A 25,148-nucleotide genomic window follows, 5' to 3' on the forward strand; every position below is an offset into this window, starting at 1 on the left:
AATTTGGTGTTCGTGGCGCTTCACGTTATTGTTTGAGTCCTGTTTACATCTAATGCTAAAAAAACGTGACCTTCGCTTGCCAGTTTTTCATATAAAGCGTCATAAAGCGCGACAGTCTTGATTTCCCGAGTGTTCGAGAAAGGAAGCCGCTAATAATGATAGCTCCCCAAGATGGGCGTTTGCGCCTGGATCGTCAGTGCTTGAAGCAGCACCGCAAACGGCTTGGTTTGAGTCAGGAAGCCCTGGCCGAGTACTGCTTTGACCAGCGCCTATGCGTCTCCATCGCTTCCATAAAACGGGCCGAGAGTGGTCGAGCAGTGCTCTATCGAACTGCCCGCCACTTGGCTGAGATATATGGAGTCGAGGTCAAGACCCTGGCCGCGGATGCCGAGGAAACCATTGTGGCTACCTCCGGTATGGATGAGGTGGAAAGCTCACGTATGCTAATACAGCTTTACACCGTGGCTGCCGACAACAGGGCCCTGGCGACTTGGGTAGAGCATTTTGGGGGGAGCTTATCAGAAGCTGGCGTGGCTCTCTTCGGGCTGCCCCGGGCTTACCGTAGTGATGCTCAGCGTGGGCTGTTATGCGCGACTACCCTGGTGGAGCAGGGGGGAGCAAAGAGCGTATACCTCCAGGCTGGCCACTGGCCGACGGCTACGCCCCCTTCAATGAAGGCGGAACGAAGCGGCGTCTGGGTCGAGCGTGGAGTAGCGGTGCAGTTGGCCGAGCGCTTTGTTTTCGACGACGAAGGTGGGGATTGGCTGCGCTATTGTCATTTCCGGGGCGGGGCTCAGGAGGCCCGCTTCGACCTGGTGGGGCGCAGGGTAGAGTTGGGGCAGTTGCGAGCCATTCTGGAGAGTACCCAGGCCTATCAGGCCGGCCATCTAATCTATATCCGCGGCGTGGCCGGCATTGGCAAAACCCGTCTCAGCGCTGAATTTGCCGAGATGGCCACGGCCTATGCCGATCACCACCAGGCCGAGGTATTGGACTTCGGTACACGCGCCGATGAAGGCCCGTTGATGCAACTGGCACGTTCGCTGCTAAGAACATCGGATGAGGTGGTGGACGAAACGTATCTGCTTGCACGTCTCTCTTCGCTGCGCCTACCCGTCGATCATGCCATGATGCTACGTCCATTGCTGGGGCTGGTTCAGCCGGAGGGAGCTCAACGCCTCTATGCGGCCATGACTCCCCAAACCCGCAGTCAGCGATTGATACTGGTACTACGCGATATTCTCCTGGCGCGATCCATTCACCGTCTCCAGTTGCTGGTAGTTGAGGATCTGCACTGGGCCGATGAGGCGCTGCTAGGGACGCTCACCGGGCTTCTGCAGGAGACGCTGGAAGCGCCAGTGATCTGGTTATTTACTTCACGCCTGGAGCAGGATCCACTGGAAAGCCGCTTGAGGCCACAGTTGCCCGAACTGCCGCTGACACTGATTGAGCTTCCGCCGCTGCGCCCTCAGGAGGCCGAGGCCCTGGTGGCCAGCGTCGGTACGGTTCACTCCGAGCATGCTGCTCGCTGTGTCTCTCAGGCCCAGGGCAACCCGCTGTTTCTGACTCAGCTGCTGTTATTTCATCCCCACTCCAGCCTGCCAGCAAGTCTCTCCAATTTGGTGCAAACCAAGTTGGATCAGCTCACCGACTTGGATCGTCGTGCCATGTGTATCGCCGCCGTCATGGGGCAGCGCTTCTCTCTGGCCTTATTGCAGGAAGTGTTAGGGCAGAGTGATTATCGGCCCGAGCTCCCCCAGCGCTATAGTCTTGTGCGCCCTCTAGAAGAGGGGAGCTACCGCTTTGTGCATGACTTGATCCTGCAGGGCATCTACGAAGGGATTCCCAAGGTACAGCGTGATCGACTGCATCTTCGCTTGGCCGGGCTGTATAACGATTTAGAGCCGGGGCTACGCGCACGCCATCTTCACCGTGCGCGTTCCCTGGAGGCGCCGAGTGCCTTCCTGCAAGCGGTCTCGGTGGAAATGGCCCGCTATCGGTATGAGCAGGCCCTCGAGCTTCTGAGTCAATGCCGCGCCATCGATTATGCACCGAAGGATGAGTATCAACTTGTACTGCTGCAAGGCCAGGTAGCGGTGGCGACAGGGCGTATCCAGTTGGCTAGAGAGCACTTCGAGGCGTCTCGTACGTTTGCTCGGGAGGAGTCTCAGCGTATTGCCGCAGACCTTTGGTTGGCTCGGGTGCTGAATATGCTCGATGCTCTGGAGGCGGAGGAGACGATTTTGGATGGCTTGCTGCCCCTGGCCGAGGCGCTCGATGATCCTTTGCCCCTTGCAGAAACGCTCTATCTTAAGGGCAGCCTCTATTTCCCCCGGGGCGATTTTGCCACCAGCCGCTACTATCATTCCCAAGCTCTCCTACAGGCGCGCCAGGCTGGCGATGTGCGCACCGAAATCCAGGCGCTGAGCGGGCTGGGCGATGCCCACTATGCCGAGGGGCAGATGCGCAGTACTCATAAGCTTTTCGACCATTGCGTGACGCTCTGCCGAACGCATGGCCACGCCGATTTGGAGGCTTCCAACCTGTTCATGCTGGGTACGGCCCGTATCTATGCTAACGAAACTGGGGAGGCGTTGAGTGACTGTTTCGATGCTGCCGAGCTAGGCAAGCGAGTCGGCAATCGACGTGCTGAAGTGGTGGCACGGCTGACGGCAGCCTGGATTCTAATTTCCCAGGGAGATCCCCATCAGGCTGGCGAGCAAGTCTCTCAGGCGCTGACGGTAGCGCTTGGCCTGGGGTCAGGGCGTTTCGAAGCCTTTCTGTTGGAGAGTCGTGCCCGAATCGAGCTAATGACCGGACGACAAGCAGAGGCTCGCGCCAGCATTGAGCGTGCCTGGCAATTGGTGGAACAACATAAGTTGAAGGCTTTTATCGGCCCTTGGGTGCTGGGCACTCGGGCGCTGCTTGAAGAAAACTCTGAGGCTCGCTTGGCGATGCTACAAGAGGGTGAAGCGCTGCTGGATGCTGGCTGCGTGGGGCATAATGGTTACCGCTTTCTGATCACGGCTGCAGAGGTCAGCCTGCTTGATAGCCGTCCGTCCGCAGCTATCCATTATGCCCAGCGCTTGAGCCAATTGATGGCGGAGGAGCCCTGCGCTTGGGGTGAGCACCACCGAGCGCTGATCAAGGCTCACGCCGACTGGTTGGAGAGCGGCGATGCGAGCGCCCTTGAGACCTTGCGCGCTTGCTGGCTTAGGGGCGAAGCCGCTGGTTTGCTGATGACAATGCCATGCCTGGCTGCCAGTCGGCGCTAGCCGCGTAGTTTTACCTTTCCGTTGAGCCAGTGCTCCTCAGTAGCAGGGCAACGAGGTGCGCCGATTGTTCCAGACACTGTTCCTGCAGGCCGGCACCGCGAGTCCAGCCACCGGCAAATAGCAGCGGGCATACGTTCTGACGACCTTCAAAGTGTTCCCGGGCGGTGGTTTGGTTATAACACTCTATTTCCGCTTGAGCCTCAAGGCAGTTGGCATCCAGCACGTTGTGCTTGAACAGAGTCCAGGCCTTGGCCTCCAGTGCGTTGTCCAATGGTGGCAACTGCTTCCGGTAGCCTGCTTCTCTAGGAGAGGGGGTCGCCAGCGCTGTCGGTTCGTTAAGGGGGGAAGGGCGTCGGTCGAGCATCTCGCTACGAGGAATCTGGTTGAGGTCATCTACCAGCGAAACGAAGAACTGCGGCAGGCCCGACTGATTGTATTCCGGGTTCTCCGCATCATTCTGGTGGCGGTTCGCTACATAGTCGATACGGTAGGGGAAGAAGGTGTCTTCGGGGTTACGTACTTCAATGTTGTAGGTGCGCCACAGGTTGCGATTCGGTGGCATGCGAACGGCAGCGGTGTGACAGACGCTATAGCTGCGTGTGTAACGAACCTTGCCAAGGATATGCTGCAGGCTACGTTGAGTGTCGGACAGGCCGTCACCGAATGTCAGCATCGGTAACGCATCTTCTGCATGGGTGGCCATGATTAGGAGGTCGGCCTCCCAATAGCGCTCATTGGTAGCGCTACGCTCGTTCAGCACCACACCTTGTGGCGAGAGATTGGCCTCAACGTCAATGCCGCGCAGGATTTTGACCCGGGGGCCAGTCGCCTTGGGGGTGGAAATATGGGCAGCCAGGGCTTCCAGCCAGTGTTGGGAGCCGTGCTGGAAGTAGCGTCGATCTGGGGGCGAGCCTCCCTCCTGAATGCGGTAATACTCAAAGGGCGCCTGGAGCGGCATTCCCCCCGGGCCCCGGTCATCAGCGAAGTACATTGCTGAAATGCGGGGGTAGTAGATAGTGCGGCGTATGCGCTCCAGTCGGGCAGGCAGTGCAGGATCCTGCCAGTCGATGGTGATTTTCAAATGATCCGCCGCGGCTGCCAGCATCTCGGCGGGCGTGGCAATGCAGCTGTCGAAAAAGTCATCTACCGTATAACGCGGCATAATGCGTCGACTTTCCACCAAGTCGATCGCGCTCTGGTGCACTACGTCGATCAGCGGCGCTAGATTGCCTCCCTCTACCCGGCTTAGCTCGTGGGCTGGGTCGCTCACGCCGCGAACCAAGTCGCTGTCATCGGTTAGAGCAATTGTCCCGTCACGGTTGAAATAGCTCTCAGTATTCTCTAACGGCTTCATGCGCTCTAGCTCGCCGATCTCGCTTAGAACGGCACGAAGGTGATGATAGGTGGCCAAGTTAACATCATTAACCCCAAGGTCGGCCCAGCGCCGATAAGGCAATTCGGGCCTTCCCGGTTGACGACGACTCCCCAGGTCGACCCACACCGTCTCTGCGTTGCCGCCTAGAGTGGCCTTGCGCTCAAAGATGGTGACCTCTATCTGCTGGGTCGCCCGACTGCCGAACTTCTGTAGATAATAGGCTAGTGATAGGCCGGAGACGCCACCGCCAATAATGGCGATCCGAAGTGGTTTAGTGTCCATGGCAGTGTTCCTTATGCAGTTGTTTGCTCTAGAATCTTTCAAGAGCACGTCGCTGCCAAGTACACGAGAGAAGCTGATACTAAAGTGATCCGTTGTGCTTCGGACAGACGTTTGTGCTTTCACTGTGATACCGAGCTGATGCTGTGGGTACGCGATTTCTAAGCTGAAATGCTTAGGGCAAGTAAGCCGCGGTCGATTGATGACCGCGATTCCACAGTATCCACACGAGGTATCTACCAATGAATGCTCCTCAAATCATTGATAAACAACTGATCGCCCACGACTTTCGTGTTGCCATGCATGACAAGCTCGAACCAGAACACATTGAAGGCGTCGCTGAGGCATTGGTGAGTTCCACGAAGTCCTATCCTGCTACCGGTAGCGTGGCCAGTCTGATTTTCTATCTCAAGTTCCAGGTCAATATCACCGATGGCAAGTCTTTTAACGGCGATGCCGGAGGCGCTTCCTCCCCCGGAGGCGGTGCCCTATTTGGGGATGTCTATACCGACGACCTGGATCGGCTCTATCGCGATACGGTAAGTTTCGAGTTTCAGGGCACGCCGGTTTATTTGAGCATCCTGTTTTTCGACAGCCACAGTAACCTATTGGGACACTTCCAGTCGGGAGCCGTATCTACCGTGATCGGTGTTGGTGGAGGTAAAGGTAGTTGGGACTGAGACATGCTTTTGTCTGCGAACGCCGGGGGTGCCATTGGCACCCCCATTTACTATGAGTAGGCCATCCTGCGCCTATTTCACGCCGTTACCCAGCGCCTAGCGATCTCCTCATTTTTGTTGACTCCAATACCTTGATCAAGGATGCCTTGGACAATGTGTTTGACGTCGTCTAGTGAGTGCATCACGTAGGTGCCGTACTGAAACTCATTGAACTCTGGAATCTCTTCCATACGATTAACCGCCATTACATCGCACATGGCCGCGAGCCACGCTTCACCGACGCGCTCTTCCGTTGGGCTGCCCAATAGGCTCATATAAAACCCGGTGCGGCAGCCCATGGGCGAAATATCAATAATTTCGACGCCGTCGCTATTCAAGTGATTGCGCATAAAGCCTGCAAAACACGTGAATGCCCCATCCCATCGTGGAAATAAGAGGGGGATTGTTTAGGTGCTCAGGCGCGTCGGGGGAAAAGATGGATGCGAAGGGGCTAATTAAACTTGGCCTCCTTGTTCGGGCGCTGGCTCGATGATGATTTCGTGCTTCCGCCGCTCATTTTCCAGTGCTGCCAAGGCAATTTGGTAACAATCTTCGATGTGGCGGTTGCCCATGTACTTCATCGCGCTGAAGCTAATACCCCCTGCGACGGCACTACCTACAAAAGGAACGAACTTAGCCACACCTTTGGACGCTACTTTGACGCCCATCTTGCTTAAAAGCATGACGATAAGTTTTTTCGTGATGTATTTACCGGCCATTTTGCTGCCGGTATTGGATATCACCGTCATAACAAATAGCTTGGACTCTGTATCCAGGCTCTCGATCTGTTCAGGCGTTAACCCAAACTTTTCATTAATTTTGGGAATTAACCGCATCAAAATGGCCACGTCTGAGCCAATATCTAAGCCCGGTATGGGTATAACCGCAGTGCCAGCAGAGAGGCTTGAGCTTTTCGTTACCATCGAACGGCATGACTGTTTAATGGCTTCGAGTTCTTCTATTGATTCAATCATAATGAGATCCTTTCATTTGCTGCCTAATTGATCCAGTCCCGGCTGTACCACGTCCTGGTTAACTTCCTTCTAACATTACTGACCGCTCTTCGACGTTATTCGAGAGTAGCCTGTAGTAAAGTCGTCGGCGAAGATAAAAGTGTCAAACGGTATTTGGGAAGGCGCAACTGAAGCGGGAGGCTTGAATGACGAACTTGAGAACCCTATACCCACCGGTCGAACCCTATGAAACAGGCATGATCAATGTGGGGGATGGCCATACGGTCTATTTTGAGCGTGTGGGCAAACCGGGAGGTAAGCCTGCGGTGTTTCTGCATGGTGGCCCCGGCGGTGGAATTTCGCCTGATCATCGACGCCTGTTTAACCCTGAACGCTACGACGTTCTTCTCTTTGACCAGCGTGGCTGTGGTCGTTCAGAGCCCCATGCCAGTATCGAAGCCAATACGACGTGGCATTTAGTGGAAGACATCGAGAGGCTGCGTGAGCATATTGGCGTGACCCAGTGGATGGTTTTTGGCGGCTCTTGGGGGTCTACCCTGGGCCTTGCCTACACCCAGACGCATCCAGACCGTGTTAGTGAGTTGATTTTGCGAGGCGTCTATACGGTCACCCAAGCGGAGATCGACTGGTACTATCAGTTTGGTGTATCTGAAATGTTTCCCGATAAGTGGGCGGCGTTTCAGGGGCCTATTCCTGAGGCAGAGCGACACGATATGGTGGCCGCCTACCATCGTCGTTTGATGGGGGACGATCCTATCGCTCAGCTTGAGGCGGCGAAGGCATGGACGATATGGGAAGGTGAAACCATCACCCTGCTACCTGACCCTGCCTTATCGGCACCCTACAGAGAGGGGCATTTTGCGTTAGCCTTTGCGCGGTTAGAGAACCACTATTTCACTCATCGCGCCTGGCTGGAGGAGGGGCAACTGCTTGCTAACGCCGATAGGCTAAAAGGTATTCCCGGCGTTATCGTTCATGGTCGTTATGATATGCCATGCCCCGTTCGTTATGCGCTGGCGCTGCATAACGCTTGGCCAGATTCCGAGTTCCATTTGATTGAAGGTGCAGGGCACGCCTGGAGCGAACCCGGCATTCTCGACCAGTTGATACGCGCGACAGAGCGTTTTGCTTTTTAAGTTAATATATACGGCAGAGAGCACTAATGGGATCGAAGCTAAGAGTGGGTCAGCTGGTTTAGTGAACTGCTCAGTTTTCTTTAGACGATTCATGCAAGGCAATGTCGGGTGTGAAGCTCATAAAAAACCTAGAGATGGGAGTTTGAATATTGTTTTGGATGATTTTTCAGATGCCCTGAATGCTTTTATTAAGTTTATAGGTATATTTTTTTAAGCCATTTATTGAAAATAAAGTTAAATTAATTCAAGATGGAGCCCCTTTCGAAAGATGCTAGCTTAATCTCTGGTCGCAGCTTGGCTCGGCCACTCTTCTTTTGAATGTATTATAAGTCGCTCAATATTACGCTTTATATGAACTTGAACCATAGGAGATCTGCTGATGAATTCAGCAAAAAAACGGCCAGCTGCTTCATTCTTTCATTTTGGTTGTCGTAGTTCCCTGCTGCTATTCCTTACTGCTATCATATTGCCGCTTTCGGCGCATGCCACCGAATGCGGTTGGCTGGAAACGAATCAGCTTGACCAAGCTTTTCCACAGTATGCACCGTGGCATGTCATGACTGGTGGACAAATTGGAAGCTGCCGGTTCCTCAGCCGCAGTGATCGCGCTCCAAACGTGTTTACCGCCAACCAGATGATCCATGAATCCGAACAAGCAGCTGCCGACTTCATTGCTACTCTACGACCAGAAATGGCGGCTTCATATGATGTGATGGATGCACCGGCTATCGGTGTCCAGGGCTTTCACTATCTGCCCACTGAGCGCGCCAGCGAAGCAGCTAGCCGAAACGTGGGGTTCGCCGGCCATAAAGGTCGGGTCACTGCTTTGGGCAACTTGGCTCTGCAAGATGCGGTTTCTTCACAGGCTCGCGAAGCCGGAGATTCTCTGATCCAGGCCGCGCTGGCCGTTGCCGATAATCCTGAAATACTGGCAGCCGCCTCAGATTGTCGTTGGTTTAATGACCCGTTGCTTAACCGCATGCTACCAGCCGGTGATGTCACACAGAATGTTATGGGGGAAAACAGTTGCTTTGCCACTGACTCTGACAATGCCCTTCTGACTGTTTCTATCCAGCCCGCCTCTGAAGCGTTCCAACACCCCTCTACTGATGATTGTACAATCGAGAAACTTGACCAATTAGGTGATCATGCAAGCTTGAGCTACTCATGTAGTAGCGGTCAACCTAGGGCCAACGTCCAACTGACCATCGGAAATTACATGATCAACTATGACCTAATACCCAAGCAAGAGCCCAGTCTGGAACAACGGCAAGCTTTGGTCGAACTCGCCGATTGGGCGCAACAGTCCAACAGTAGGCGCTGATCAAAAAAACGAGTCTTAGGCTATCAAGAGAGATTCACAATCAGGGGGCGCTTTGGGTGCTTTGTTTAATCCAACCACTGCCAGGGCGGTGCGTCCAGCCACCCCTGGCCCAGGATGGTCGTCTCGCCAAACGCTTTATCTCGGGATCGAACTGAAACATGGACGGATCCCCGTGGCCCGCAAACCCCTGAGGTGCTGGCATCCCCAATGAAATGGCGTAACCAAACTCCTCACCAACAAACCCCAGCCCAAGACGGGTATTGCTTTTCCTGGCGGTGCCCTCAATGGGGGCAGATCCATCCCTAATGCTGTTGGTGAGCTTTTCCGGGCCCGCCCAGAAGGTGTAATCAAGCCCGCCTTCCTGAGCAATTGACGCGATCAGGTTGCCTTTGGCGGTGTCTGCCAGTAACCGCAGCGATTTGTACAGATTGGATTTGCCACACCCGTTTGGCCCGGTCACCACATTGAGGCCCGACAGAGGAGAGACAACGTTTTTCAGACTCCGGTAGTTGAAAACGGCAAAGGCGTTGATCATAAGCTCTAAGTGGTTGAGGGCGAGCCGCTTCGAGCAGCTTGAAGATGTCAGTTTAACCTTCAGTACACCCCGTATGGAAAGATCACTATTGTCCGCGAGGTGGTGGACAGTGGCTCATCAATAAAATTGCGTATCGAATCGATGGCGCGCCTAACCTGCGGATATTTGCCTTCTTCCCATACGAATTTTCTGAAGAGAGTGTTTTTAAGGGGTTACTTCTTCTCATTAGGTCAGGTTGAAAAATATATGACGACTAATGCCCCTCCGCCTGCAACTCCCATGATATTGGTGAACTCTACTATCTCATTCTCGATATCACTCAGTAGTCAAGCAGTCGTACTTTTTGATTTTATTTTGGAGAAAATTAAGGAGTTAGTGCTAGCTTCAGTGCTGAAAACGGCAATGACGTTTTCAACTGTTTCTGTAGTAAGAGAGATCATGGGTAAAGCTAAAAAACAGTTAACCTTATTATCATGCGTAACGCAAAACGCTGTGCATGACTTAACGTCCACGGCGTTTCCGGTAGCCAAACATTTGGCATAACACCTTACCTTTTAATGATCGGGCAGGCTGTGCGGTGTATAACGAGTTGCACTATTATTCCAAGTATTGCAATCATTTAGCTGTTTAAGGCAAACCCCGGCAGCACTGCCTCGGCCTCGATAGCGATTAGCCACTCCGGTTCGGCAAGACCGTACACTATTAACCAGGTGGCCGCGGGTGGTGCGATAGGGAATCGGTGCTTCAACGCCTCCATCACCACCTGCTGTTCATACCGCACGGATTCAGCTAAGTAGATTCGTAGCATTACCACCCGCGTGAGATCGCCCCCAAGACTTGTTAGTAACCGTTCGACATTGCCAAGTGCTGCCTGGGTTTGCTCGGGCAAATCTGGGCCGGCTAAATGACCCTCGGTGTCGACGCCCACCTGGCTAGACATCAGCACCCGGGTGCCACCTTGTACCAAAACAGCCTGACTGTGCCCTTCAGCGAGGGTGTCTGGCAGGTTGGGCGGATTTAGGGGCTTGCGCCTTAATATTTGCATGACCACCTCATTGGTAAGTTGCGTACGATGACGATCCCTCTATTAACTGTGCTGAATACGGTGCTGACTGTTTTTATGGGGGCTGTTTTCACGGGCGCTGTCGTTTCCGTTACTGTTTTTAAGGACACCGTTTTCTCTGCATAGCGTCATGGTCAAGCCGGGATGGGCGTTATGGGCGGTCAACGTCCAACCGTGTGCCAAAGCGATTTCCTGGCAGATGGCCAGCCCCAAACCAGCGCCGTGGTCGCGCCGATGGGCACCTCGCCAAAAACGCGAGAACAGCAGGGATAGCTGTTCTGGCTCGACGCTAGGCCCCCGGTCTAGCACGGTAATCGTATTTCCCTGGATCTCCATGCTGACGAGAGTCTGCTCAGGGGCATGCTGGATAGCGTTCTCCAGCAAATTCTTGAGCAGGGTGAAACACGCACCGCGATCAGCCTTCCATGTCACTTCTTGATTCGCGGAAAGTACTGTTAAATGCACGTCGGCCGAACCGTTGCGGCAATTACCAGCAGTGTGATACTCAGCACCATGCCCGCCACATAGGCTAATAGCACTTTCAGCCTCAGGCTATTTAGCGTCATCCGCTTGACGAAGCGCATACCCCATCCCCCTGACGTTGGCAATTCGCTGGCGCGAGCCGATAGCCAGCAGCTTACGGCGTAAACGGTGCAGGGCGACATCCAGTGCATTCGGTGTTACTGCCTCACTTAGCCCCCAGGCCGCCGCCTCCAGCGCGCTGCGGCGGACTACTTCATCGTGCTTGTAGAGGAGTAGTTGCATAATATGCAGCTCCGCCGGGGCAAGAGTAATGCTCTTGTCTCCGCTAAACAGGACGCCGCTTTCCGTATGCAGTCTCAGGTCGCCGTGAATGGGGTCGATTGAGTGGAATTCCGCAGGGCGGCGTAGCAAAGCACGGACTCGTGCCACCATCTCATCCATGGCAAACGGCTTGGGAAGATAGTCGTCGGCACCGGCTTCGAGGCCTTCTAGCCTGTCATGCAGCGCATCGCGTGCCGTTAACACCAGACAGGGCACGCTAAGGCCCGCGTTGCGCAACTTCTTGAGCAATAGCAGCCCATCACCATCCGGCAAGCCGCGATCGAGCACCAGTGCTTGATAGGATATTTGCTGAATGGCAGCCCACGCTAGGTCAATGCGATCAACCATATCAACGGCGATGCCAGCGTTCACTAGCCCTTGGTGCATTAGCTGGGCTAGGCGGTCATGATCCTCAATCAGCAGTACTCGGCTCATTAGAAGTGGTAAAGATAACCAAGAAACACACTATTTTCGGTTGAGCGATCTACCAGCGGACTATCCTTGATTTCGTCTGCCAGACTCGTTACCTCAACCCCCATAAGTACGGAGTGATGCTGATTGAAGCGGTAGACGCCGCTCACCCCCGCCTCGATACTGATAGCCGATTCCCCTGCATAGGCAGGGCGGTCAAAGCGAACCTCGCTGTTGCGAACGCCGAAATAGTAATCGACGCTCTCCTTATCCTGCCAGGATGCTCCTAAGCGCGGGGTCAGCAGCACATGCTCACCGAATTGCCACGTCCTCTCCAAGCCGACATTGATGCGATGCCCATCGCTGTTGTCCGATACATCGGTGAGCCACTTGGCACTAACATTAACGATATCGCTGCTCCACTCCACCGTTGCCCCCGCCCAGAAGCCCCCCTTGCGCTCACTCATGCCGTTGAGAATCGCGGCGTCTCCTTGTTCGTAGCCGCTACCATCGTACTGGGCGACGATACCAAAATTGAGCTGTTGAGAGGTACTGATATCAAGCTTCGGTAGTTTGAATTCGACTTCAGGCCCAAAAACACGAATGTATCGGTTCTCGACCAGCAGTAAGGGCACTGGAGTGTTGTCACGATCAATACCGGCATAGGGCTTCTGCTGGCTCATTACGCCGAGGCCTAGCCCCCAAGAAGTGCCGTTTAAATTCGATTCATCAGCGATTACCAATGGAGATGCAAAAACAGCACCACTGAGCAATGCGGCGGCTACCAGCTTTCTGGTGGTTAGGTGGCCGTTCAGTAATAGCGTCTGATGAGAACCCATGGTGGCACTCCTAGCATGTTTATAAGGAAAAGTGATAGGACAGTGGCATCATCAGGAGACTTATCTTACGCGTTTCTTACTGGTACCAGATTAATTTAAAACGTTTTATCAGTAAGAAACGAGAGAGGGAGGTAGGTCGATAGTTGTTTAACAAACATTCATGATGTCACTTTTTCATCAATAAGATGAACAATTTGAGACAGGCCATGATTATGTCATCTCCAACCGGAAAGATATGTCTCGTAAATTAGTGCCTTGGGCGCGGGCGCTGTCGTAATGGTGAGCCCGTGGTCGGCTTCGAGATGCCCCGTGTCGAGGATGCGGTGAGGTGGATGTAACCGATAGCGTACAGTCTGCGCTCGCGGGATTGCAGGCTGGTGAATTGATGTCGTCGACGCTTTTAAGCCTGTTGGTGATTCCGGTTATTTACAGTGGCATTGACGATTTTTTGAATTGGCCTAGACGCTTGACGACTAACCGGGGAGTGATAGCAGTGGCCGGGATTAATTAACATTGAGGCTCAATCGAGGAGGGCCAATAATGCGATCAGAAAAAGACAAAATGATAGCAGGCGAGCTCTATAACCCTGCTGATCCGACCTTGCTAAAAGAGCGTGAAGAGACAAGGCGAAAAGTGAGATTATATAATCAAATTTTGGAAACTGACGCTCAGAGATTGGCAGCTTTAAAAGCGTTGTTTGGATCGACGGGAGAACACCTCTATGTCGAACCCAACTTACGCGTGGATTATGGGTATAACCTACATGTGGGCGAAAACTTTTTCGCCAACTTCGACTGCACTCTGCTGGATGTTTGTGAAATACGCTTTGGTGATAACTGCATGCTTGGGCCGAATGTGCAGATTTATACGGCCACGCATCCCCTTGACCCCCATGAACGCAATGCGGGTAGAGAGTACGCAAAACCGATTTTTTTTGGCGATAACGTCTGGATTGGTGGCGGCGCCATCATTAACCCAGGCGTTAGAGTAGGCAATAACGTGGTCATAGCGTCGGGCGCCGTTGTAACCAAGGATGTACCCGATAATGTGGTGGTAGGCGGTAATCCTGCTCGCATAATTAAAAATATTGCAATTAAGGGTGAGTAATCGTTAGCTTGTGTTGAAGTAAGGGCTTATCTTCTATCCTTTATTCGCTCTGAGCATGGTTGGCAGATGTAAATGGGCACATGCACTGCGGCCATCAGCAAACAGTGCATGTGCGAGTGAGAAGGTTAGAGGATGGGGGAACTCACATCTTGCTGAGCAACTCGACCGCCTGATCGAAGTGGCCGTCACGCTCCGCCCAGCGCAGGAAGTTGACGTTTTCCACCAGGATTTCCCTGGGCGTGGGCTTTTCTTGGAACAGCGTCATGACTTCGTCGATAAATTCATCGAGCGGCATATAGCCTTCGCGGGTCGACTGGCCGGGGGTCAGCTCGGTCTGCACGGCGGGAGGCGCCAGCTCGATAAGCTCGACCTTGCCCTTGAGCTGCTCGCGAAGCGAAATCGTATAGGAGTGAATGGCCGCCTTGGTGGCGTTGTAGGTAGGCGTGCCGCTCAACGGCACAAACGCCAAGCCGGAGGATACGTTGACGATCGCCGCGTCGGGCTGGCTCACCAGGTGGTCGGTCAGTGCATTGGTCAGCCGGATTGGCCCGAGCAGGTTGGTGACGACCGTCTGTTCGGCATCCATGAGGTCATGGGTACGGGTCAAGTCCTCGCGGCGCATGATGCCGGCATTATTGATCAATACATTGAGGCTGGGATGTTCGGCGATGACCCGCTCAGCAAAGGCACTGATGGAATTCGGGTCTTCGACGTCGACGACCATCGCGTGCATATTTTGCTGGCCCGCAATGGTTTCCTGCAGCGTCTCTATGTGGCGACCGGCAACGATCACAGTGTTGCCCAGCGCGTTGAAGCGTTGGGCAAGTTCACGGCCAATGCCTGATCCACCACCGGTGATGAGCATAGTATTGCCTGATGTTTTCACTTTTAAACCCTCCATCTAACGAAATAACTCTGTAGGGCCCAGCCATTGAGGCGTTTACGGTAATGGCTGAGTCATCCTAGTGTTAACCATTCGGTGATAGCGGGGCTTGCCAAGCCTTGCGCAAAACTTGCCTGATCCTGCAGGCGTGGAGAACGCCTTAATCAACCATGCTAACGTTGAGATGGGATATGGAGGAATGCATATGAACTCACTCAAACAGGCGGTTCAAACCTATGCCACATACCACGCCAATCAGGATGGCTTGGTGGCAACCCCAGTGTCAGGGCTTAGCATGATGTGCGTCGAAACCCCTGCCGGTGATTTGCAATCGATATACAAGCCGTTGGTTTGCTTGGTATTGCAAGGGGCAAAACGAATGGCGGTCGGGCGCCAGAGCCGAGTGGTAGCGGCCGGAGAGTCGGCGATCGTGAGCGCCGATATGCCGGTCGTCGGGCGGATTATCCAAGCCAGCCAGGACGAGCCGTATCTGGCTGTTGCGATTGAACTGGATCGAAGGATCCTGCGCGAGCTTACCGCACACATGGGAAGCGCTCGCGCCCAGCGCCCATCCGAGATGCAGACGCTATTCGCCGAAGACACCGAAGCCGAGTTGATTGACTGCGCATCCCGGCTGATGAAACTCCTGGATCGCCCTGATTCCGCGCCGCTTCTGCACCCCGGTATCCTGCAGGAGCTGCATTATTGGCTGCTCTCGGGGCCTCATGGCAATGCGCTGCGCGACATCGCCGATCCGGATAGCTACGCGAGCCGCCTCGCCGCCGCTATCGAGATCCTCAGAGCGAACTACACGTCACGCGTGCCGGTGGAACAGCTGGCGACTGAGGCAGGCATGAGTCTTAGCTCTTTTCATAAGCACTTCAAGCACATGACGTCGCTAACACCGGGCCAATACCAGCAGCGGCTGCGCTTGATCGAAGCGCGCCGCCTGATGCTTGACGAAGGTGTTACCGCGAGCAACGCCGCCTTTGAAGTGGGCTATGAAAGTGTCTCTCAATTCACTCGCGAATACGGTCGCCTTTTCAAGGTGCCACCGAAGCGTGACGCGCTGCGCTTGCAGAAAGCTATCGAGGTCACTACCGGCGCCGCAGTGGTATCGCAGCGAGTAGGCGCTTAAGAGAGAGGTAGTACATAGAGAGAACGGCTTATTAAGTCATTTCATCCAGGTCGGCAGACAAGGCTATGTCTTTATACGCTTCGAGTGACTCACTCCGCTCTTTTAGCGCATGGCTTATGGAGTCATAGGCGGTGCTGCCTAACGTAATACGCAGTGGTGGGTTCGGCATGTCGGTTATTTTAACGATGGCATCAACGGTATTGCCTGCATCGCCTTTAATAGCCAAGGTGCCTGAAGCCAGTGCTCTACGCAGCTCTCCTGCAGGGGTATTTTCGTAGATCGGCATCGTGGGTGTGCGATCCAGCCCCTCAGCAAAGTTTGTAGCAGTGGGGCCCGGCTCGGCGATAATGAAATCAATACCAAAAGGCGCGACCTCCTTCGCCACGGACTCGACGAACCCCTCGATGCCCCACTTCGTGGCGTGATAAAGGCTGAAACTTGGATAGGCGATCTGGCCGCCTTCTGACGATACCTGAACGATGCGGCCGCCACCTTGTTCGCGTAGATACGGCAGTACGGCACGCAGGAACTGGATAGAACCTGTGAGGTTGGTCGCGATTTGTCGCTCAATTTGTTCATCGCTGGCCTCTTCGGCAGCGCCAAAAAGTCCATACCCCGCGTTGCTGACCACCACATCGATTCGACCGAGTTTGGCGAATGCTTGTGAAACAGCGGCTCTCATTGCCGGCGTATCCGTCACATCGAAGGTCAATATCTGTAAGCGATCACCATGCAAGGCGAGCAAGTCGTCCAGCGAACCCTTGCGGCGGAGCGTCGCTATAACACGATCGCCGCGTTCAAGCAGTCGTTCAGTAAGCAGGCGGCCAAGGCCGGTGGATGTCCCTGTGATAAGCCAGGTTTTAGACATGAGATAGCTCCTAAGTCATTCATCAAGAGTTGCAAGACAAAGGCTAGGGCAGTAACACTAGTAAGAGAATACTCATCAATTGGCATGGGGAGGTGAAAGTAATTCACCAATGAGTAAGCCAACGTTAACCGACCTCAAGGCGTTCCAGGCCGTGGCGGAGCACCGCAGTTTTCGCCAAGCAGCCGACCTGATGGGAGTCAGCCGCTCTTCGCTCAGCCATACCATGCGCACGCTTGAGCAACGGTTGGGTACCCGGCTGCTGCACCGAACCACACGTAGTGTCTCGCTGACCGAGAGCGGCGAGCGGCTGTTATCGAGGCTGAGCCCGCTATTGAGCGACTTGGAATCAATCCTGGAGGAGGCTTCCAGCGCCGAAGGAAAGATCACGGGGCGGCTGCGTATCAATGGCAGTGAAGGGGCCGTGCGGCTGTTACTGCAAACCGTGGTGCCGCGTTTTCTTGCTCTCCATGATGGCGTCGAACTTGATCTCGTGGCCGAAGGGAGGCTGGTTGATATTGTCGAGCAGGGATTTGATGCGGGCGTAAGGCTGAGAGAGGCGGTTCCCCAGGATATGATCGCCATCCCTGTGGGTCATGAGCTGCGTTTTCTTGCCGTTGCCTCCCCTGACTATCTGCGTGGCCGAGTGGCACCAAAGAGCCCGGACGACCTGTCTTTTCATCACTGCATAAGACAAAGGCTGCCGAGCGGTAAGCTCTACCGCTGGGAGTTTCAGCAGCACGACCAGGAGGTGGCGGTAGACGTACCCGGTGCGCTGACCTTGGACAGCAGCCAACTGATGGTGGAGGCCGCCGCGGATGGTTTAGGCATAGCCTATGTACCAGAGTCCTATGCGCACGACTATTTGCGCGATGGAAGGCTGGTCACCGTGTTGGAAGCTTGGTGCCCCCACATCCCCGGGCTGTGTCTTTACTACCCCAATAACAGGCATGTGCCGCCCAGCCTACGGGCTTTTATTAATCTGCTACGAGAGTTGCAGGGTTAGTTTGCGCTTGTTGTGACTTAATTCATAAAACAACTCATACCATCAAAGCCGCAGAGCCGTGAATCGCATTGGTCTGTGTTTACCGAACAAGGTAAAGCAACGCTGGTGCCGGACGCGACGACATCAATCGTCGCCCCGTGCCATGCTCCCAGGCTTGGAAACCGAGCGCGCCGAACTTGCCTTCCGCGGACAGCGTCTCGCCGCTGCCCTGCACTTAAAGATTATTAGGTGCACTGCGATAGCAGGGCTGCGTCACATAAAGCGGTAGCACCTTCTAACTCATCGCCTTAAACACAAATTAATCTCGCCATTCAATACTGCTCCATACGGCACTGCCTATGAACTGAGTTAGGCACTTCACTGATCTTACTTCTATTTAATGCGAGGCTCGGCCCATGACCAACTGGACTGCTTCTGACATTCCCCCTCAACGTGGCCGAACCGTGGTCGTTACTGGTACAGGTGGACTTGGGTTTGAAGCCACATTGGCGCTTGCTCGCGCTGGCGCAAACGTCATTCTTGCAGGGCGAAACGCATCGAAAGGGGCGACGGCCATTGATCGGATTCGTCACGATGTTGCCAACGCGAATGTGTGGTTTGAGGCGTTAGATCTCGCTAATCTCGATTCCATTGCAGCATTTGGTGAACATCTACATGCCTCATTTGACAGCATCGATCTCCTTATCAATAACGCAGGGGTTATGGCGCCCCCAGATCGGAAAATGACGGCCGATCAGTTCGAACTCCAGTTTGGCACGAACTATCTTGGCCACTTCGCTTTGACGGCTCAGCTATTGCCGCTGCTGTGCAAGGGAAATCAACCACGTGTCGTCACTCTTTCAAGCGTCGCCGCTCGTAGCGGTACAATTGACTTCGACGATTTGCAGTCCGAGCGTAGCTATAAACCAATGGTTGCCTACGGTCAGTCAAAACTGGCTTGCCTGATGTTTGCTCTCGAATTGCAACGACGCAGTGACGCCGCAGGTTGGGGTATCCAGAGTATCGCTGCACACCCCGGTGTTTCACGCACCGACCTGTTGCCCAATGGCGCTGGTGCAAAAAGTGCCGTGGGTATCGTCCGTCGTTACCTTTGGTTCCTGTTTCAGCCAGCAGCGCAGGGAGCGTTACCGACACTTTTTTCCGCCACGTCACCGCACGCGCAGGGTGGTGCCTATTACGGCCCTAATAGACTGGGTGAAACCAGAGGCTATCCTTCCGCGGCAAAACTTCCTCCACAATCACTGGATATAGAGGTTGCAAGCAGGCTATGGGAGGCGTCGGAACGATTGACGGGAGTGCTTTTTTCCCTGGAGAAAGTTCAGCATTCAAGCGTCGCTGATAATCGAAGTATAAGTCTTACCTACCACTGATCACTACTGAAACGATAGCTGTGCGCCGTACGCGAAACGTTCTATCTACCTCTGCGGTGTGAAGAGGGGCTCGCAGTAGTTTGTGACGGGAGAGCACAGCCTATGAACTTCGATCCAGTTAGTACCGCTACCGCATGGCTCAGTGCCTATGGCTTGATCGCACTTTTCGCTATCACGTTTGCGGAGCGTTTCGTGCCGGTAATACCTTCCTATGGATTACTGCTTACTGTTGGGATTGCCGCAGCGGAAGGAACTTGGTCACCGTCAATTGCCTTCCTTGTGACTGTTACGGGTAATACCTTAGGGGCCACTCTCTGCTTTTACGTTTTTAGAGGGCTTGGTGAACCACGCTCTATGAGGTTTCTCTGCAGGTTAGGGCGCCTCTTCGGCATGTCTGCTGATCGCATCACTCAATGGATTGCATCTTTTCGGCGAAACCAGACCGTACTGGCCTTTGCGCTTCAACTCGTGCCTACCATCAGGCTATTCGCTCCTGCCTTTGCGGCTCTTCTACGCAGTCACTCAGGGAGTTTCCTGATGGCCTCGGCTGCTGGCATCGTAATTTGGAACGGCCTATTTATTAGCATCGGTTACTCTGCTTCCTATTGGTCAGCTGCTGAAAATACGACGGCTCTCATGCTGGTGGCACTCGGTTTTCTGTTGTGTTTAGAAATTGTCCTGTTTTGGCTTATGCGAAGGGTATCAGGTCGGAGGAGTGTCATTAGGAGCACCAAAAGCGCGCATGCAACCGACTTGCTTCCGTCTATAACTTGCGCTCAGGAGCATCGGTTATGAAGCAGTGCACGGCTACGAATGAATCATTGAGTTTTTTCTTGGCATGGGCCCGGAACCCTCTACTTGTCGCTTCCGTTATACCCTCCGGAAGCGCCCTAGCAGGACTTATCACTTCTGAAATCTCGCACGCAACGGGGCCCGTGATAGAGCTTGGGCCGGGAACCGGGGTATTTACGCGCGCATTGATTGAACGTGGTGTTAAACAAGAGGATCTTACGCTGATTGAATCGATGCCTGAGTTTGCGGTTGCACTCAGTATTCTCTATCCGCAGGCCCAGATACTGAGAATGGACGCCACTCGTCTTCGGATGGTCGACCTTTTTAATGGGAAGCTTGCCGGTGCGGTCATTAGCGGCCTGCCGTTACTTTCCATGTCGCCACGTAAAGTGGTCGCGGTTCTGTCGGGGGCGTTTCGTAAGATGGGGCCAGAGGGCGTGTTCTATCAGTTCACCTATGGCGCTCGATGCCCCGTTTCACAGCGGATCCAGCATCATCTTGGAATCAAAGCGGAACGGCTAGGCCGCACGTTAGCCAATTTTCCCCCGGCGACGGTCTATCGTTTCCGTCGGGTATCTTCCATACATTAGCGATAAACGGTGCTCTGTGGGCATATTGACTATGGTTGAGTGACTACCCGCTTTAACCGTGTTGTCAGCAGAGGATGTTAGTTGGGATACAGAGATAAACTGGGGGATAGCGCTGTCGAGTTAGATGAGCGTTTTACTTCATGCTGATAGGCTTCCACGATCTCGGCGAGTATAGACACGGCTAGCATCGACGCGTCACGCATTGATGGGATCAGCCCAACGGGGCCGTGGATCCGACTGATCTGATGCTCGGTAAAGCCGACCACATGAAGTCCCTCACAGCGGCGAGCATGAGTTGCTTTGCTGCCAATCGCACCGATATAGAAGGCTGGGCCGTTTAGGGCCTGGGCCAGGAGCTGCTGCTCCCAATCGACATCATGGAAGGCGAGGAGAAAGGCTGTCCATGGATCGTCATTCAGTTCCGGAAGCGATGTTGGAACCGTCAACTTGGTAACTTGGTCGATTCCCCGTTGCTGGGCATCTTGGATGTCGATTCCATCACGGAGTTGCAGCTCGGTTTGAATACCACTGGCCATTGCCAGTCGGGCAAGCGCTAAACTGTCGGCACCGCGTTCGGCGATGCGCAGGCGGAGCTTGGGTGTATATGGAAAAGACAATTCGCTAGCGTCTATCGATTGTCCCAACCTGAGATCACCAGTTTCCGAGAGGCTGAGTGTCACTGTCAGGCGCGAGGCCAGCCGATAATGGCACACACATAGGATATCTGCCTCTACATCTGGAAGGACACAAATCTCAATGGCTCCTCCACAAGGAAGGGGCAAATCCATAAACGGCGAGCCATTGCCGTATCTCAGCCATGCTGCTTGGCCAGAGCGAAGCGCTGCTTGCGCATGGTTGACGACATCAGCATCAATACATCCGCCTGAGATATAGCCGCAACTTTCGCCAGTGACGTACACGGCCATCAGGGCGCCCGGCATACGCACAGCGCCGCCTTCTCAAGCGCCACCTTGCTTTTCCGAGACCAAGCGAGCCACTGCCCAAGAACATCCTGTGCATGTTCAAGATACATAGTTGGTTCTCCCTGATTGATACGCCATGAGAGCACCTTACTATGGCTGAGTTTTTATAGTGTGTCGTACTTGTATCAGTTTGTCTCAGCGCTAAAACAGCACATGTCCTCGAATGTTTAAATGAAAACATATCTAATTAATTGTATTTAGATTGGCTGTCACATCTGGCGACAAAATAACGAAAAACTTGGCATATCGTGGGTATATCTACCCCTTAATATTCTCCTATCCGCTGTAGAGCTGAAACCCTTGAACGGTTCTGAACGGATATAAGGTAGTTGTTAATGCCAAGCAGGAGTGGTGCTCTTAATCTAGAAGGTCACTTTAACTGTTTGGTTTAACTCAAAACTTATGGATGCTTAAACCACGGTTTAGGCACGAGGAGTAAATCATGAAAATGTTAAATGCAACGTTAGTGATTACATTAATGCTTGTCTCTAGCGCAGCACTTGCTGAGCGGGGGGCGGCGAAAGATAACAGAGTGACTTATGTCGATGCGATAGCCATGCATCAAGACCATGAGACCCGGGCAATTTCACCGTCTGATCTGACCGAAAGAAACCCTTAAAAGGTTCTGGCAGCTTGTGACACCTAATCGTTGGGCGGGCCTGGGATTTTTAGATGGTTTTAGGCTCGCCCGGCGTCAATCAACCCATTCTGCCTATGAGCGTTTTACTTCGCTGGTATGCCGCTTATGATGGTTGCAGAATTTGTGCAATATAAGCAATAGTAGCGTATTCGCCGCTTCTGAGGCTTAATCCTCAAGAGGCGGTGAGTCTCAGGCAACACATAGCACTGAGCGCATTTTTAGGGAGAACTCTTTGCTCCTCTTTAAAATATCCATGAGAGGGTAGGGCAATGAAAAATGCCACCCACGTGGTAGTGGTTGACGATCATAACGATATTCGGGAGTTGGTTCGGGAGTATCTTGAGCAACAGGGCTACAAGGTGAGCGTGGCAGAGAGTGGTGAGGCCTTACGACACATCCTTGAGCTCAATACCGTCGACTTGATTATTCTGGATGTCATGATGCCTGGCGAGGACGGCATCTCGCTTTGCAAGGAGATCCGAACGTCCAGCAACACCCCTATCATATTTCTGACAGCGATGGCCGACGATGCTGATCGTATTATTGGCCTGGAGCTTGGCGCGGATGATTATCTGGTGAAGCCATTTAACCCGCGAGAGCTTTTGGCGCGGATTAGAGCCGTGCTTCGCCGTGCCACTAGCGCCGCTCCAGCCCGCACAACGCTAGATCGCAGGGTTGTGCGCATCGATCACTGGAAGCTCGATTTGGGGCGCCAGGAAATCGTCGGCGAAGATGGCGTTGGTATTCCCTTGAGCACAGCGGAGTTCCGCTTGCTCAAGGTTTTCATCGAGCGGCCTGGTTTGATACTTAGCCGGGAGCAGCTCCTTGATCTTACCGCGGGTAGGACAGCCGATATTTTTGATCGCAGCATTGACAACCAAGTTAGCCGTCTCCGTAAGAAAATTGAGGAGAACCCTAAAAACCCGACGATCATTAAAACGCATTGGGGGGGTGGCTACAGCCTATGTGCCGAGGTCACGCCCGGATGACTCGTCTTTGGCGAAGGCGCCTCGCTACCCAAATCATCGGTCTGACGCTCGTGGCGCTAATCGTCTCTCAGGCACTCACCTTTCTTATATCATTGGATGAATACACCAAGAAATTCGATGCGGGAGCGAAAGCTGAGTTTATTAGCCGGGCATCATCAGTGACCCGCTTGATGGAATCGCTATCACCGGAATTGAGAGAGCAGGCGCTAAGCGCAAGTGAAGGCAGCTACTTGCGGTACTGGTTAAACGACAGCGATGTTATTGATCCAAATGACTGGAGATTGCAGGCCCTCGAACGGCTTTCCCAGCCGCTGGATCGCTCCGTCGATCCAAGCGGAACATTAGGATGGGCCGGATCTGCCTCGCCGCAATTGCCGAGTGCTAATAAAATGCTCGCTTCCAATGCGGCTGACCCGTGGATGACGCCAAAGCCCTATTTATGGATGATGCCGCAGCCAGCGAAGGTGCTCCAATTTTCGGGCAGCCAGGGGTATGGGTTCAGAGTGCAGCTTGATGATGGACGTTGGTTGAACGCGGCCTATTATCAGCACGATACAAAAAACTTGTGGACGTCCAGGGCATTGATGTCGCTTGGGCTTACCGCACTTATGCTTGCTTTGATCAGCATGTTTATCGCCAGCCGTATAGCACGACCACTGAGAAATCTGGCGACCGCCGCTGAAGCATTAGGTCGAGGACAAAATTTGCCTCCACTATTGGAAGATGGGCCTGAGGAGATCAAGCGGACGGCTCAATCCTTTAATAACATGCAGAGTCGGTTACATCGTTTCGTGGAGGATCGCACGAAGATGCTGGCGGCCATTAGCCATGATCTACGTACGCCACTAACCTCGCTTCGACTAAGAGCAGAATTCGTCACCGATGAAGAGATCCAGCGCAAGATGATAGCGACGATTGATGAGCTTCAGTCGATGACAGAAGGCGCGATTTCATTCGCCCATGGAGAAGCTGTCAGAGAAGAAACGCGCAATATAGATCTCGAAGCGCTGGTGGGAAGTATTTGTGATGACCAATCTGATTTAGGGTATCCGGTCACTCATGTCGAGGGGATGAAGATGAAATACCTTTGTCGGCCTGATAGCCTGCGCCGCGCAATCAGAAATCTGATTGAGAACGCGGTGCGTTATGGGGGAGAGGCAAAGGTGTCGCTTCGATACACCGTGTCCACTGTTGATATCGTCGTTGAAGACCGTGGCCCCGGAATTCCTGACAGCATGGTAGAGAAGGTTTTCGCACCCTTTGTGCGACTTGAAACGTCTCGAAGCAGGGAGACAGGCGGCAGCGGCCTCGGTCTCTCAATAGTGCGCGCGGTCGCCCGGCAGCATGGGGGAGATATCTCACTGTGCAACACCGAAACCGGTATGCAAGCCATCATCTCACTCCCAAGAGAAAGCAGCACAAACGCAACGCCGGTGAAAAAAGAGCGCCCCTGGAGGCTCAAGAAAACATTAAACTCTGCACACAGCACCCACTTACCAAAATAGCTCTGCCCCACATGCTTTATCCAACGCCAGTCTTGGCCAAATCGATAATGGCCAAGACTGAGTTGTTTTAGTTTGTATGTTGACGCTGAGATTTAAAGTGTCAATGTTGGCTCGTTATGTACCGTTGCCTTTCCCTTCTTATTGACGCTAGTTACCCCTATAGATCTGCTTTAATCCGCTTCACTCCCATCTTTTATTGCGCTTTAGTTTGATTGGTACATTTTGCGACAAAGTGTCGAAAACTTCGGCATATCGTGGGCACATCTCTGGCCTAAAATACTTGTAATTGGCAACACCGTAATCGTGGCTGGTCGGTTCATCAATGCATTGAGACCTAGCTATTAGCAGATAAATTAGCTTGTTGATGAAGCACATGCCTTTTTCTGCGGTGCTGGTTAAAACAAACAGGGGCGCCTCTTCGCTGAAGCGGTAATTGATATGAATGAGCGCCCTATTGATAGGATTTGCATAGATTAATGTATTGGCCTCCATCAACGTCAGTTTGTTGTATTGAAACTTGAGGCTAGGTGGTTGCGGGTTTGTCTA

The 25,148-nt window shown here is 53.5% G+C and carries 25 protein-coding genes and 1 pseudogene; 15 read left to right on the forward strand and 11 right to left on the reverse strand.

Annotated elements, in window-relative coordinates; all coding sequences use genetic code 11:
* Positions 1 to 155 precede the first annotated feature (155 nt).
* A complete protein-coding gene (locus tag OM794_RS04175) occupies positions 156 to 3,275 on the forward strand; it encodes an ATP-binding protein (protein WP_226251346.1) in 3,120 nt (1,039 codons plus the stop codon).
* A 10-nt stretch (positions 3,276 to 3,285) separates the two neighbouring features.
* Here the strand turns inward: OM794_RS04175 and OM794_RS04180 are convergent, their stop codons facing one another.
* A complete protein-coding gene (locus tag OM794_RS04180) occupies positions 3,286 to 4,932 on the reverse strand; it encodes an FAD-dependent oxidoreductase (protein ID WP_226251345.1) in 1,647 nt (548 codons plus the stop codon).
* A 239-nt stretch (positions 4,933 to 5,171) separates the two neighbouring features.
* Here OM794_RS04180 and OM794_RS04185 point away from each other — a divergent pair, with 239 nt between their 5' ends.
* Entirely contained in the window at positions 5,172 to 5,609 is a 438-nt protein-coding gene (locus OM794_RS04185; protein ID WP_211592874.1) for a VapA/VapB family virulence-associated protein, read from the forward strand.
* A gap of 77 nt (positions 5,610 to 5,686) precedes the next feature.
* Here OM794_RS04185 and OM794_RS04190 read toward each other — a convergent pair.
* Both OM794_RS04190 and OM794_RS04195 read right to left on the reverse strand, forming a co-directional pair.
* Positions 5,687 to 6,010 (reverse strand): annotated as a pseudogene (locus OM794_RS04190) (S-ribosylhomocysteine lyase); the annotation flags it as partial.
* 93 nt (positions 6,011 to 6,103) lie between these two features.
* Complete coding sequence (locus OM794_RS04195; protein WP_226251344.1) at positions 6,104 to 6,622, reverse strand: hypothetical protein; 519 nt, start codon at positions 6,620 to 6,622, stop codon at positions 6,104 to 6,106.
* Positions 6,623 to 6,807: 185 nt separating this feature from the next.
* Between OM794_RS04195 and pip the strand changes: the two genes are divergently transcribed.
* A complete protein-coding gene (pip, locus tag OM794_RS04200; protein ID WP_226251343.1) occupies positions 6,808 to 7,758 on the forward strand; it encodes a prolyl aminopeptidase in 951 nt (316 codons plus the stop codon).
* 379 nt (positions 7,759 to 8,137) lie between these two features.
* Complete coding sequence (locus tag OM794_RS04205) at positions 8,138 to 9,082, forward strand: hypothetical protein (RefSeq protein ID WP_226251342.1); 945 nt, start codon at positions 8,138 to 8,140, stop codon at positions 9,080 to 9,082.
* Positions 9,083 to 9,122: 40 nt separating this feature from the next.
* Here the strand turns inward: OM794_RS04205 and OM794_RS04210 are convergent, their stop codons facing one another.
* Complete coding sequence (locus tag OM794_RS04210) at positions 9,123 to 9,617, reverse strand: AAA family ATPase (RefSeq protein ID WP_226251341.1); 495 nt, start codon at positions 9,615 to 9,617, stop codon at positions 9,123 to 9,125.
* Positions 9,618 to 9,863: 246 nt separating this feature from the next.
* On the opposite strand from OM794_RS04210, the gene OM794_RS04215 reads away from it, so the two are divergent.
* A complete protein-coding gene (locus OM794_RS04215) occupies positions 9,864 to 10,160 on the forward strand; it encodes a hypothetical protein (RefSeq protein WP_226251340.1) in 297 nt (98 codons plus the stop codon).
* Between the two features lie 76 nt (positions 10,161 to 10,236).
* Here the strand turns inward: OM794_RS04215 and OM794_RS04220 are convergent, their stop codons facing one another.
* The 4 genes from OM794_RS04220 to OM794_RS04235 all read right to left on the reverse strand — a co-directional run bounded on the left by OM794_RS04220 (position 10,237) and on the right by OM794_RS04235 (position 12,734).
* Positions 10,237 to 10,662, reverse strand: a complete 426-nt coding sequence (locus OM794_RS04220; protein WP_226251339.1) for a Rid family hydrolase — start codon at positions 10,660 to 10,662, stop codon at positions 10,237 to 10,239.
* A gap of 42 nt (positions 10,663 to 10,704) precedes the next feature.
* Complete coding sequence (locus OM794_RS04225; protein WP_265154288.1) at positions 10,705 to 11,145, reverse strand: sensor histidine kinase; 441 nt, start codon at positions 11,143 to 11,145, stop codon at positions 10,705 to 10,707.
* A gap of 87 nt (positions 11,146 to 11,232) precedes the next feature.
* Complete coding sequence (locus OM794_RS04230; RefSeq protein WP_226251337.1) at positions 11,233 to 11,919, reverse strand: response regulator transcription factor; 687 nt, start codon at positions 11,917 to 11,919, stop codon at positions 11,233 to 11,235.
* Positions 11,919 to 12,734, reverse strand: a complete 816-nt coding sequence (locus OM794_RS04235) for a MipA/OmpV family protein (protein ID WP_226251336.1) — start codon at positions 12,732 to 12,734, stop codon at positions 11,919 to 11,921. The genes OM794_RS04230 and OM794_RS04235 overlap by 1 nt, the downstream gene beginning before the upstream one ends.
* Positions 12,735 to 13,062: 328 nt before the next feature.
* Between OM794_RS04235 and OM794_RS04240 the strand changes: the two genes are divergently transcribed.
* Together OM794_RS04240 and OM794_RS04245 are read left to right on the forward strand one after the other, a co-directional pair.
* Positions 13,063 to 13,245 (forward strand): hypothetical protein, encoded by a 183-nt coding sequence (locus OM794_RS04240; RefSeq protein ID WP_226251335.1) that lies wholly within the window; start codon positions 13,063 to 13,065, stop codon positions 13,243 to 13,245.
* 29 nt (positions 13,246 to 13,274) lie between these two features.
* A complete protein-coding gene (locus OM794_RS04245; RefSeq protein WP_226251334.1) occupies positions 13,275 to 13,841 on the forward strand; it encodes a sugar O-acetyltransferase in 567 nt (188 codons plus the stop codon).
* Positions 13,842 to 13,983: 142 nt separating this feature from the next.
* On the opposite strand, the gene OM794_RS04250 is transcribed toward OM794_RS04245, so the two are convergent.
* Positions 13,984 to 14,727: an SDR family oxidoreductase gene (locus OM794_RS04250; RefSeq protein WP_226251333.1), complete on the reverse strand. Its 744-nt coding sequence runs from the start codon at positions 14,725 to 14,727 to the stop codon at positions 13,984 to 13,986.
* Between the two features lie 202 nt (positions 14,728 to 14,929).
* Between OM794_RS04250 and OM794_RS04255 the strand changes: the two genes are divergently transcribed.
* A complete protein-coding gene (locus OM794_RS04255) occupies positions 14,930 to 15,862 on the forward strand; it encodes an AraC family transcriptional regulator (protein WP_226251332.1) in 933 nt (310 codons plus the stop codon).
* Between the two features lie 31 nt (positions 15,863 to 15,893).
* On the opposite strand, the gene OM794_RS04260 is transcribed toward OM794_RS04255, so the two are convergent.
* The gene (locus OM794_RS04260; RefSeq protein ID WP_226251331.1) at positions 15,894 to 16,730 is read right to left on the reverse strand and encodes an SDR family oxidoreductase; all 837 of its coding nucleotides are present in this window, start codon (positions 16,728 to 16,730) and stop codon (positions 15,894 to 15,896) included.
* A gap of 109 nt (positions 16,731 to 16,839) precedes the next feature.
* Between OM794_RS04260 and OM794_RS04265 the strand changes: the two genes are divergently transcribed.
* The 4 genes from OM794_RS04265 to OM794_RS04275 all read left to right on the forward strand — a co-directional run bounded on the left by OM794_RS04265 (position 16,840) and on the right by OM794_RS04275 (position 20,485).
* Complete coding sequence (locus OM794_RS04265) at positions 16,840 to 17,733, forward strand: LysR family transcriptional regulator (RefSeq protein ID WP_226251330.1); 894 nt, start codon at positions 16,840 to 16,842, stop codon at positions 17,731 to 17,733.
* A 395-nt stretch (positions 17,734 to 18,128) separates the two neighbouring features.
* Positions 18,129 to 19,103, forward strand: a complete 975-nt coding sequence (locus tag OM794_RS04270) for an oxidoreductase (protein WP_265154289.1) — start codon at positions 18,129 to 18,131, stop codon at positions 19,101 to 19,103.
* Positions 19,104 to 19,205: 102 nt separating this feature from the next.
* The gene (locus OM794_RS23300; RefSeq protein WP_413927726.1) at positions 19,206 to 19,898 is read left to right on the forward strand and encodes a DedA family protein; all 693 of its coding nucleotides are present in this window, start codon (positions 19,206 to 19,208) and stop codon (positions 19,896 to 19,898) included.
* Entirely contained in the window at positions 19,895 to 20,485 is a 591-nt protein-coding gene (locus tag OM794_RS04275) for a class I SAM-dependent methyltransferase (protein WP_265154291.1), read from the forward strand. Before OM794_RS23300 ends, OM794_RS04275 begins: the two co-directional genes overlap by 4 nt.
* A 77-nt stretch (positions 20,486 to 20,562) precedes the next feature.
* Here OM794_RS04275 and OM794_RS04280 read toward each other — a convergent pair whose 3' ends face one another.
* Positions 20,563 to 21,426: an XdhC family protein gene (locus tag OM794_RS04280; RefSeq protein ID WP_226247928.1), complete on the reverse strand. Its 864-nt coding sequence runs from the start codon at positions 21,424 to 21,426 to the stop codon at positions 20,563 to 20,565.
* A 484-nt stretch (positions 21,427 to 21,910) separates the two neighbouring features.
* Here OM794_RS04280 and OM794_RS04285 point away from each other — a divergent pair, with 484 nt between their 5' ends.
* The 3 genes from OM794_RS04285 (at position 21,911) to OM794_RS04295 (ending at position 24,602) form a co-directional block, all read left to right on the forward strand.
* On the forward strand, positions 21,911 to 22,087 hold the full coding sequence (locus tag OM794_RS04285) for a hypothetical protein (protein ID WP_226247931.1): 177 nt from the start codon (positions 21,911 to 21,913) through the stop codon (positions 22,085 to 22,087).
* Between the two features lie 290 nt (positions 22,088 to 22,377).
* Positions 22,378 to 23,097 carry a response regulator gene (locus tag OM794_RS04290; RefSeq protein ID WP_226247934.1) on the forward strand — a complete coding sequence of 240 codons (720 nt, stop codon included), beginning with the start codon at positions 22,378 to 22,380 and terminating at the stop codon, positions 23,095 to 23,097.
* A complete protein-coding gene (locus tag OM794_RS04295) occupies positions 23,094 to 24,602 on the forward strand; it encodes an ATP-binding protein (protein WP_226247936.1) in 1,509 nt (502 codons plus the stop codon). Before OM794_RS04290 ends, OM794_RS04295 begins: the two co-directional genes overlap by 4 nt.
* Positions 24,603 to 25,148 lie beyond the last annotated feature (546 nt).

The sequence above is a fragment of the Halomonas sp. BDJS001 genome (assembly GCF_026104355.1).
Taxonomy (GTDB): domain Bacteria; phylum Pseudomonadota; class Gammaproteobacteria; order Pseudomonadales; family Halomonadaceae; genus Vreelandella.

Coding starts and splice junctions, on each gene's coding strand:
- OM794_RS04180 (WP_226251345.1), bottom strand. CDS start 4,932: ATGGACACTAAACCACTTCGGATCGCCATTATTGGCGGTGGCGTCTCC.
- OM794_RS04285 (WP_226247931.1), top strand. CDS start 21,911: ATGAAAATGTTAAATGCAACGTTAGTGATTACATTAATGCTTGTCTCT.
- pip (WP_226251343.1), top strand. CDS start 6,808: ATGACGAACTTGAGAACCCTATACCCACCGGTCGAACCCTATGAAACA.
- OM794_RS04290 (WP_226247934.1), top strand. CDS start 22,378: ATGAAAAATGCCACCCACGTGGTAGTGGTTGACGATCATAACGATATT.
- OM794_RS04205 (WP_226251342.1), top strand. CDS start 8,138: ATGAATTCAGCAAAAAAACGGCCAGCTGCTTCATTCTTTCATTTTGGT.
- OM794_RS04280 (WP_226247928.1), bottom strand. CDS start 21,426: ATGCCGGGCGCCCTGATGGCCGTGTACGTCACTGGCGAAAGTTGCGGC.
- OM794_RS04245 (WP_226251334.1), top strand. CDS start 13,275: ATGCGATCAGAAAAAGACAAAATGATAGCAGGCGAGCTCTATAACCCT.
- OM794_RS04175 (WP_226251346.1), top strand. CDS start 156: ATGATAGCTCCCCAAGATGGGCGTTTGCGCCTGGATCGTCAGTGCTTG.
- OM794_RS04215 (WP_226251340.1), top strand. CDS start 9,864: ATGACGACTAATGCCCCTCCGCCTGCAACTCCCATGATATTGGTGAAC.
- OM794_RS04265 (WP_226251330.1), top strand. CDS start 16,840: ATGAGTAAGCCAACGTTAACCGACCTCAAGGCGTTCCAGGCCGTGGCG.
- OM794_RS04220 (WP_226251339.1), bottom strand. CDS start 10,662: ATGCAAATATTAAGGCGCAAGCCCCTAAATCCGCCCAACCTGCCAGAC.
- OM794_RS23300 (WP_413927726.1), top strand. CDS start 19,206: ATGAACTTCGATCCAGTTAGTACCGCTACCGCATGGCTCAGTGCCTAT.
- OM794_RS04260 (WP_226251331.1), bottom strand. CDS start 16,730: ATGTCTAAAACCTGGCTTATCACAGGGACATCCACCGGCCTTGGCCGC.
- OM794_RS04185 (WP_211592874.1), top strand. CDS start 5,172: ATGAATGCTCCTCAAATCATTGATAAACAACTGATCGCCCACGACTTT.
- OM794_RS04295 (WP_226247936.1), top strand. CDS start 23,094: ATGACTCGTCTTTGGCGAAGGCGCCTCGCTACCCAAATCATCGGTCTG.
- OM794_RS04230 (WP_226251337.1), bottom strand. CDS start 11,919: ATGAGCCGAGTACTGCTGATTGAGGATCATGACCGCCTAGCCCAGCTA.
- OM794_RS04275 (WP_265154291.1), top strand. CDS start 19,895: ATGAAGCAGTGCACGGCTACGAATGAATCATTGAGTTTTTTCTTGGCA.
- OM794_RS04195 (WP_226251344.1), bottom strand. CDS start 6,622: ATGATTGAATCAATAGAAGAACTCGAAGCCATTAAACAGTCATGCCGT.
- OM794_RS04235 (WP_226251336.1), bottom strand. CDS start 12,734: ATGGGTTCTCATCAGACGCTATTACTGAACGGCCACCTAACCACCAGA.
- OM794_RS04270 (WP_265154289.1), top strand. CDS start 18,129: ATGACCAACTGGACTGCTTCTGACATTCCCCCTCAACGTGGCCGAACC.
- OM794_RS04255 (WP_226251332.1), top strand. CDS start 14,930: ATGAACTCACTCAAACAGGCGGTTCAAACCTATGCCACATACCACGCC.
- OM794_RS04210 (WP_226251341.1), bottom strand. CDS start 9,617: ATGATCAACGCCTTTGCCGTTTTCAACTACCGGAGTCTGAAAAACGTT.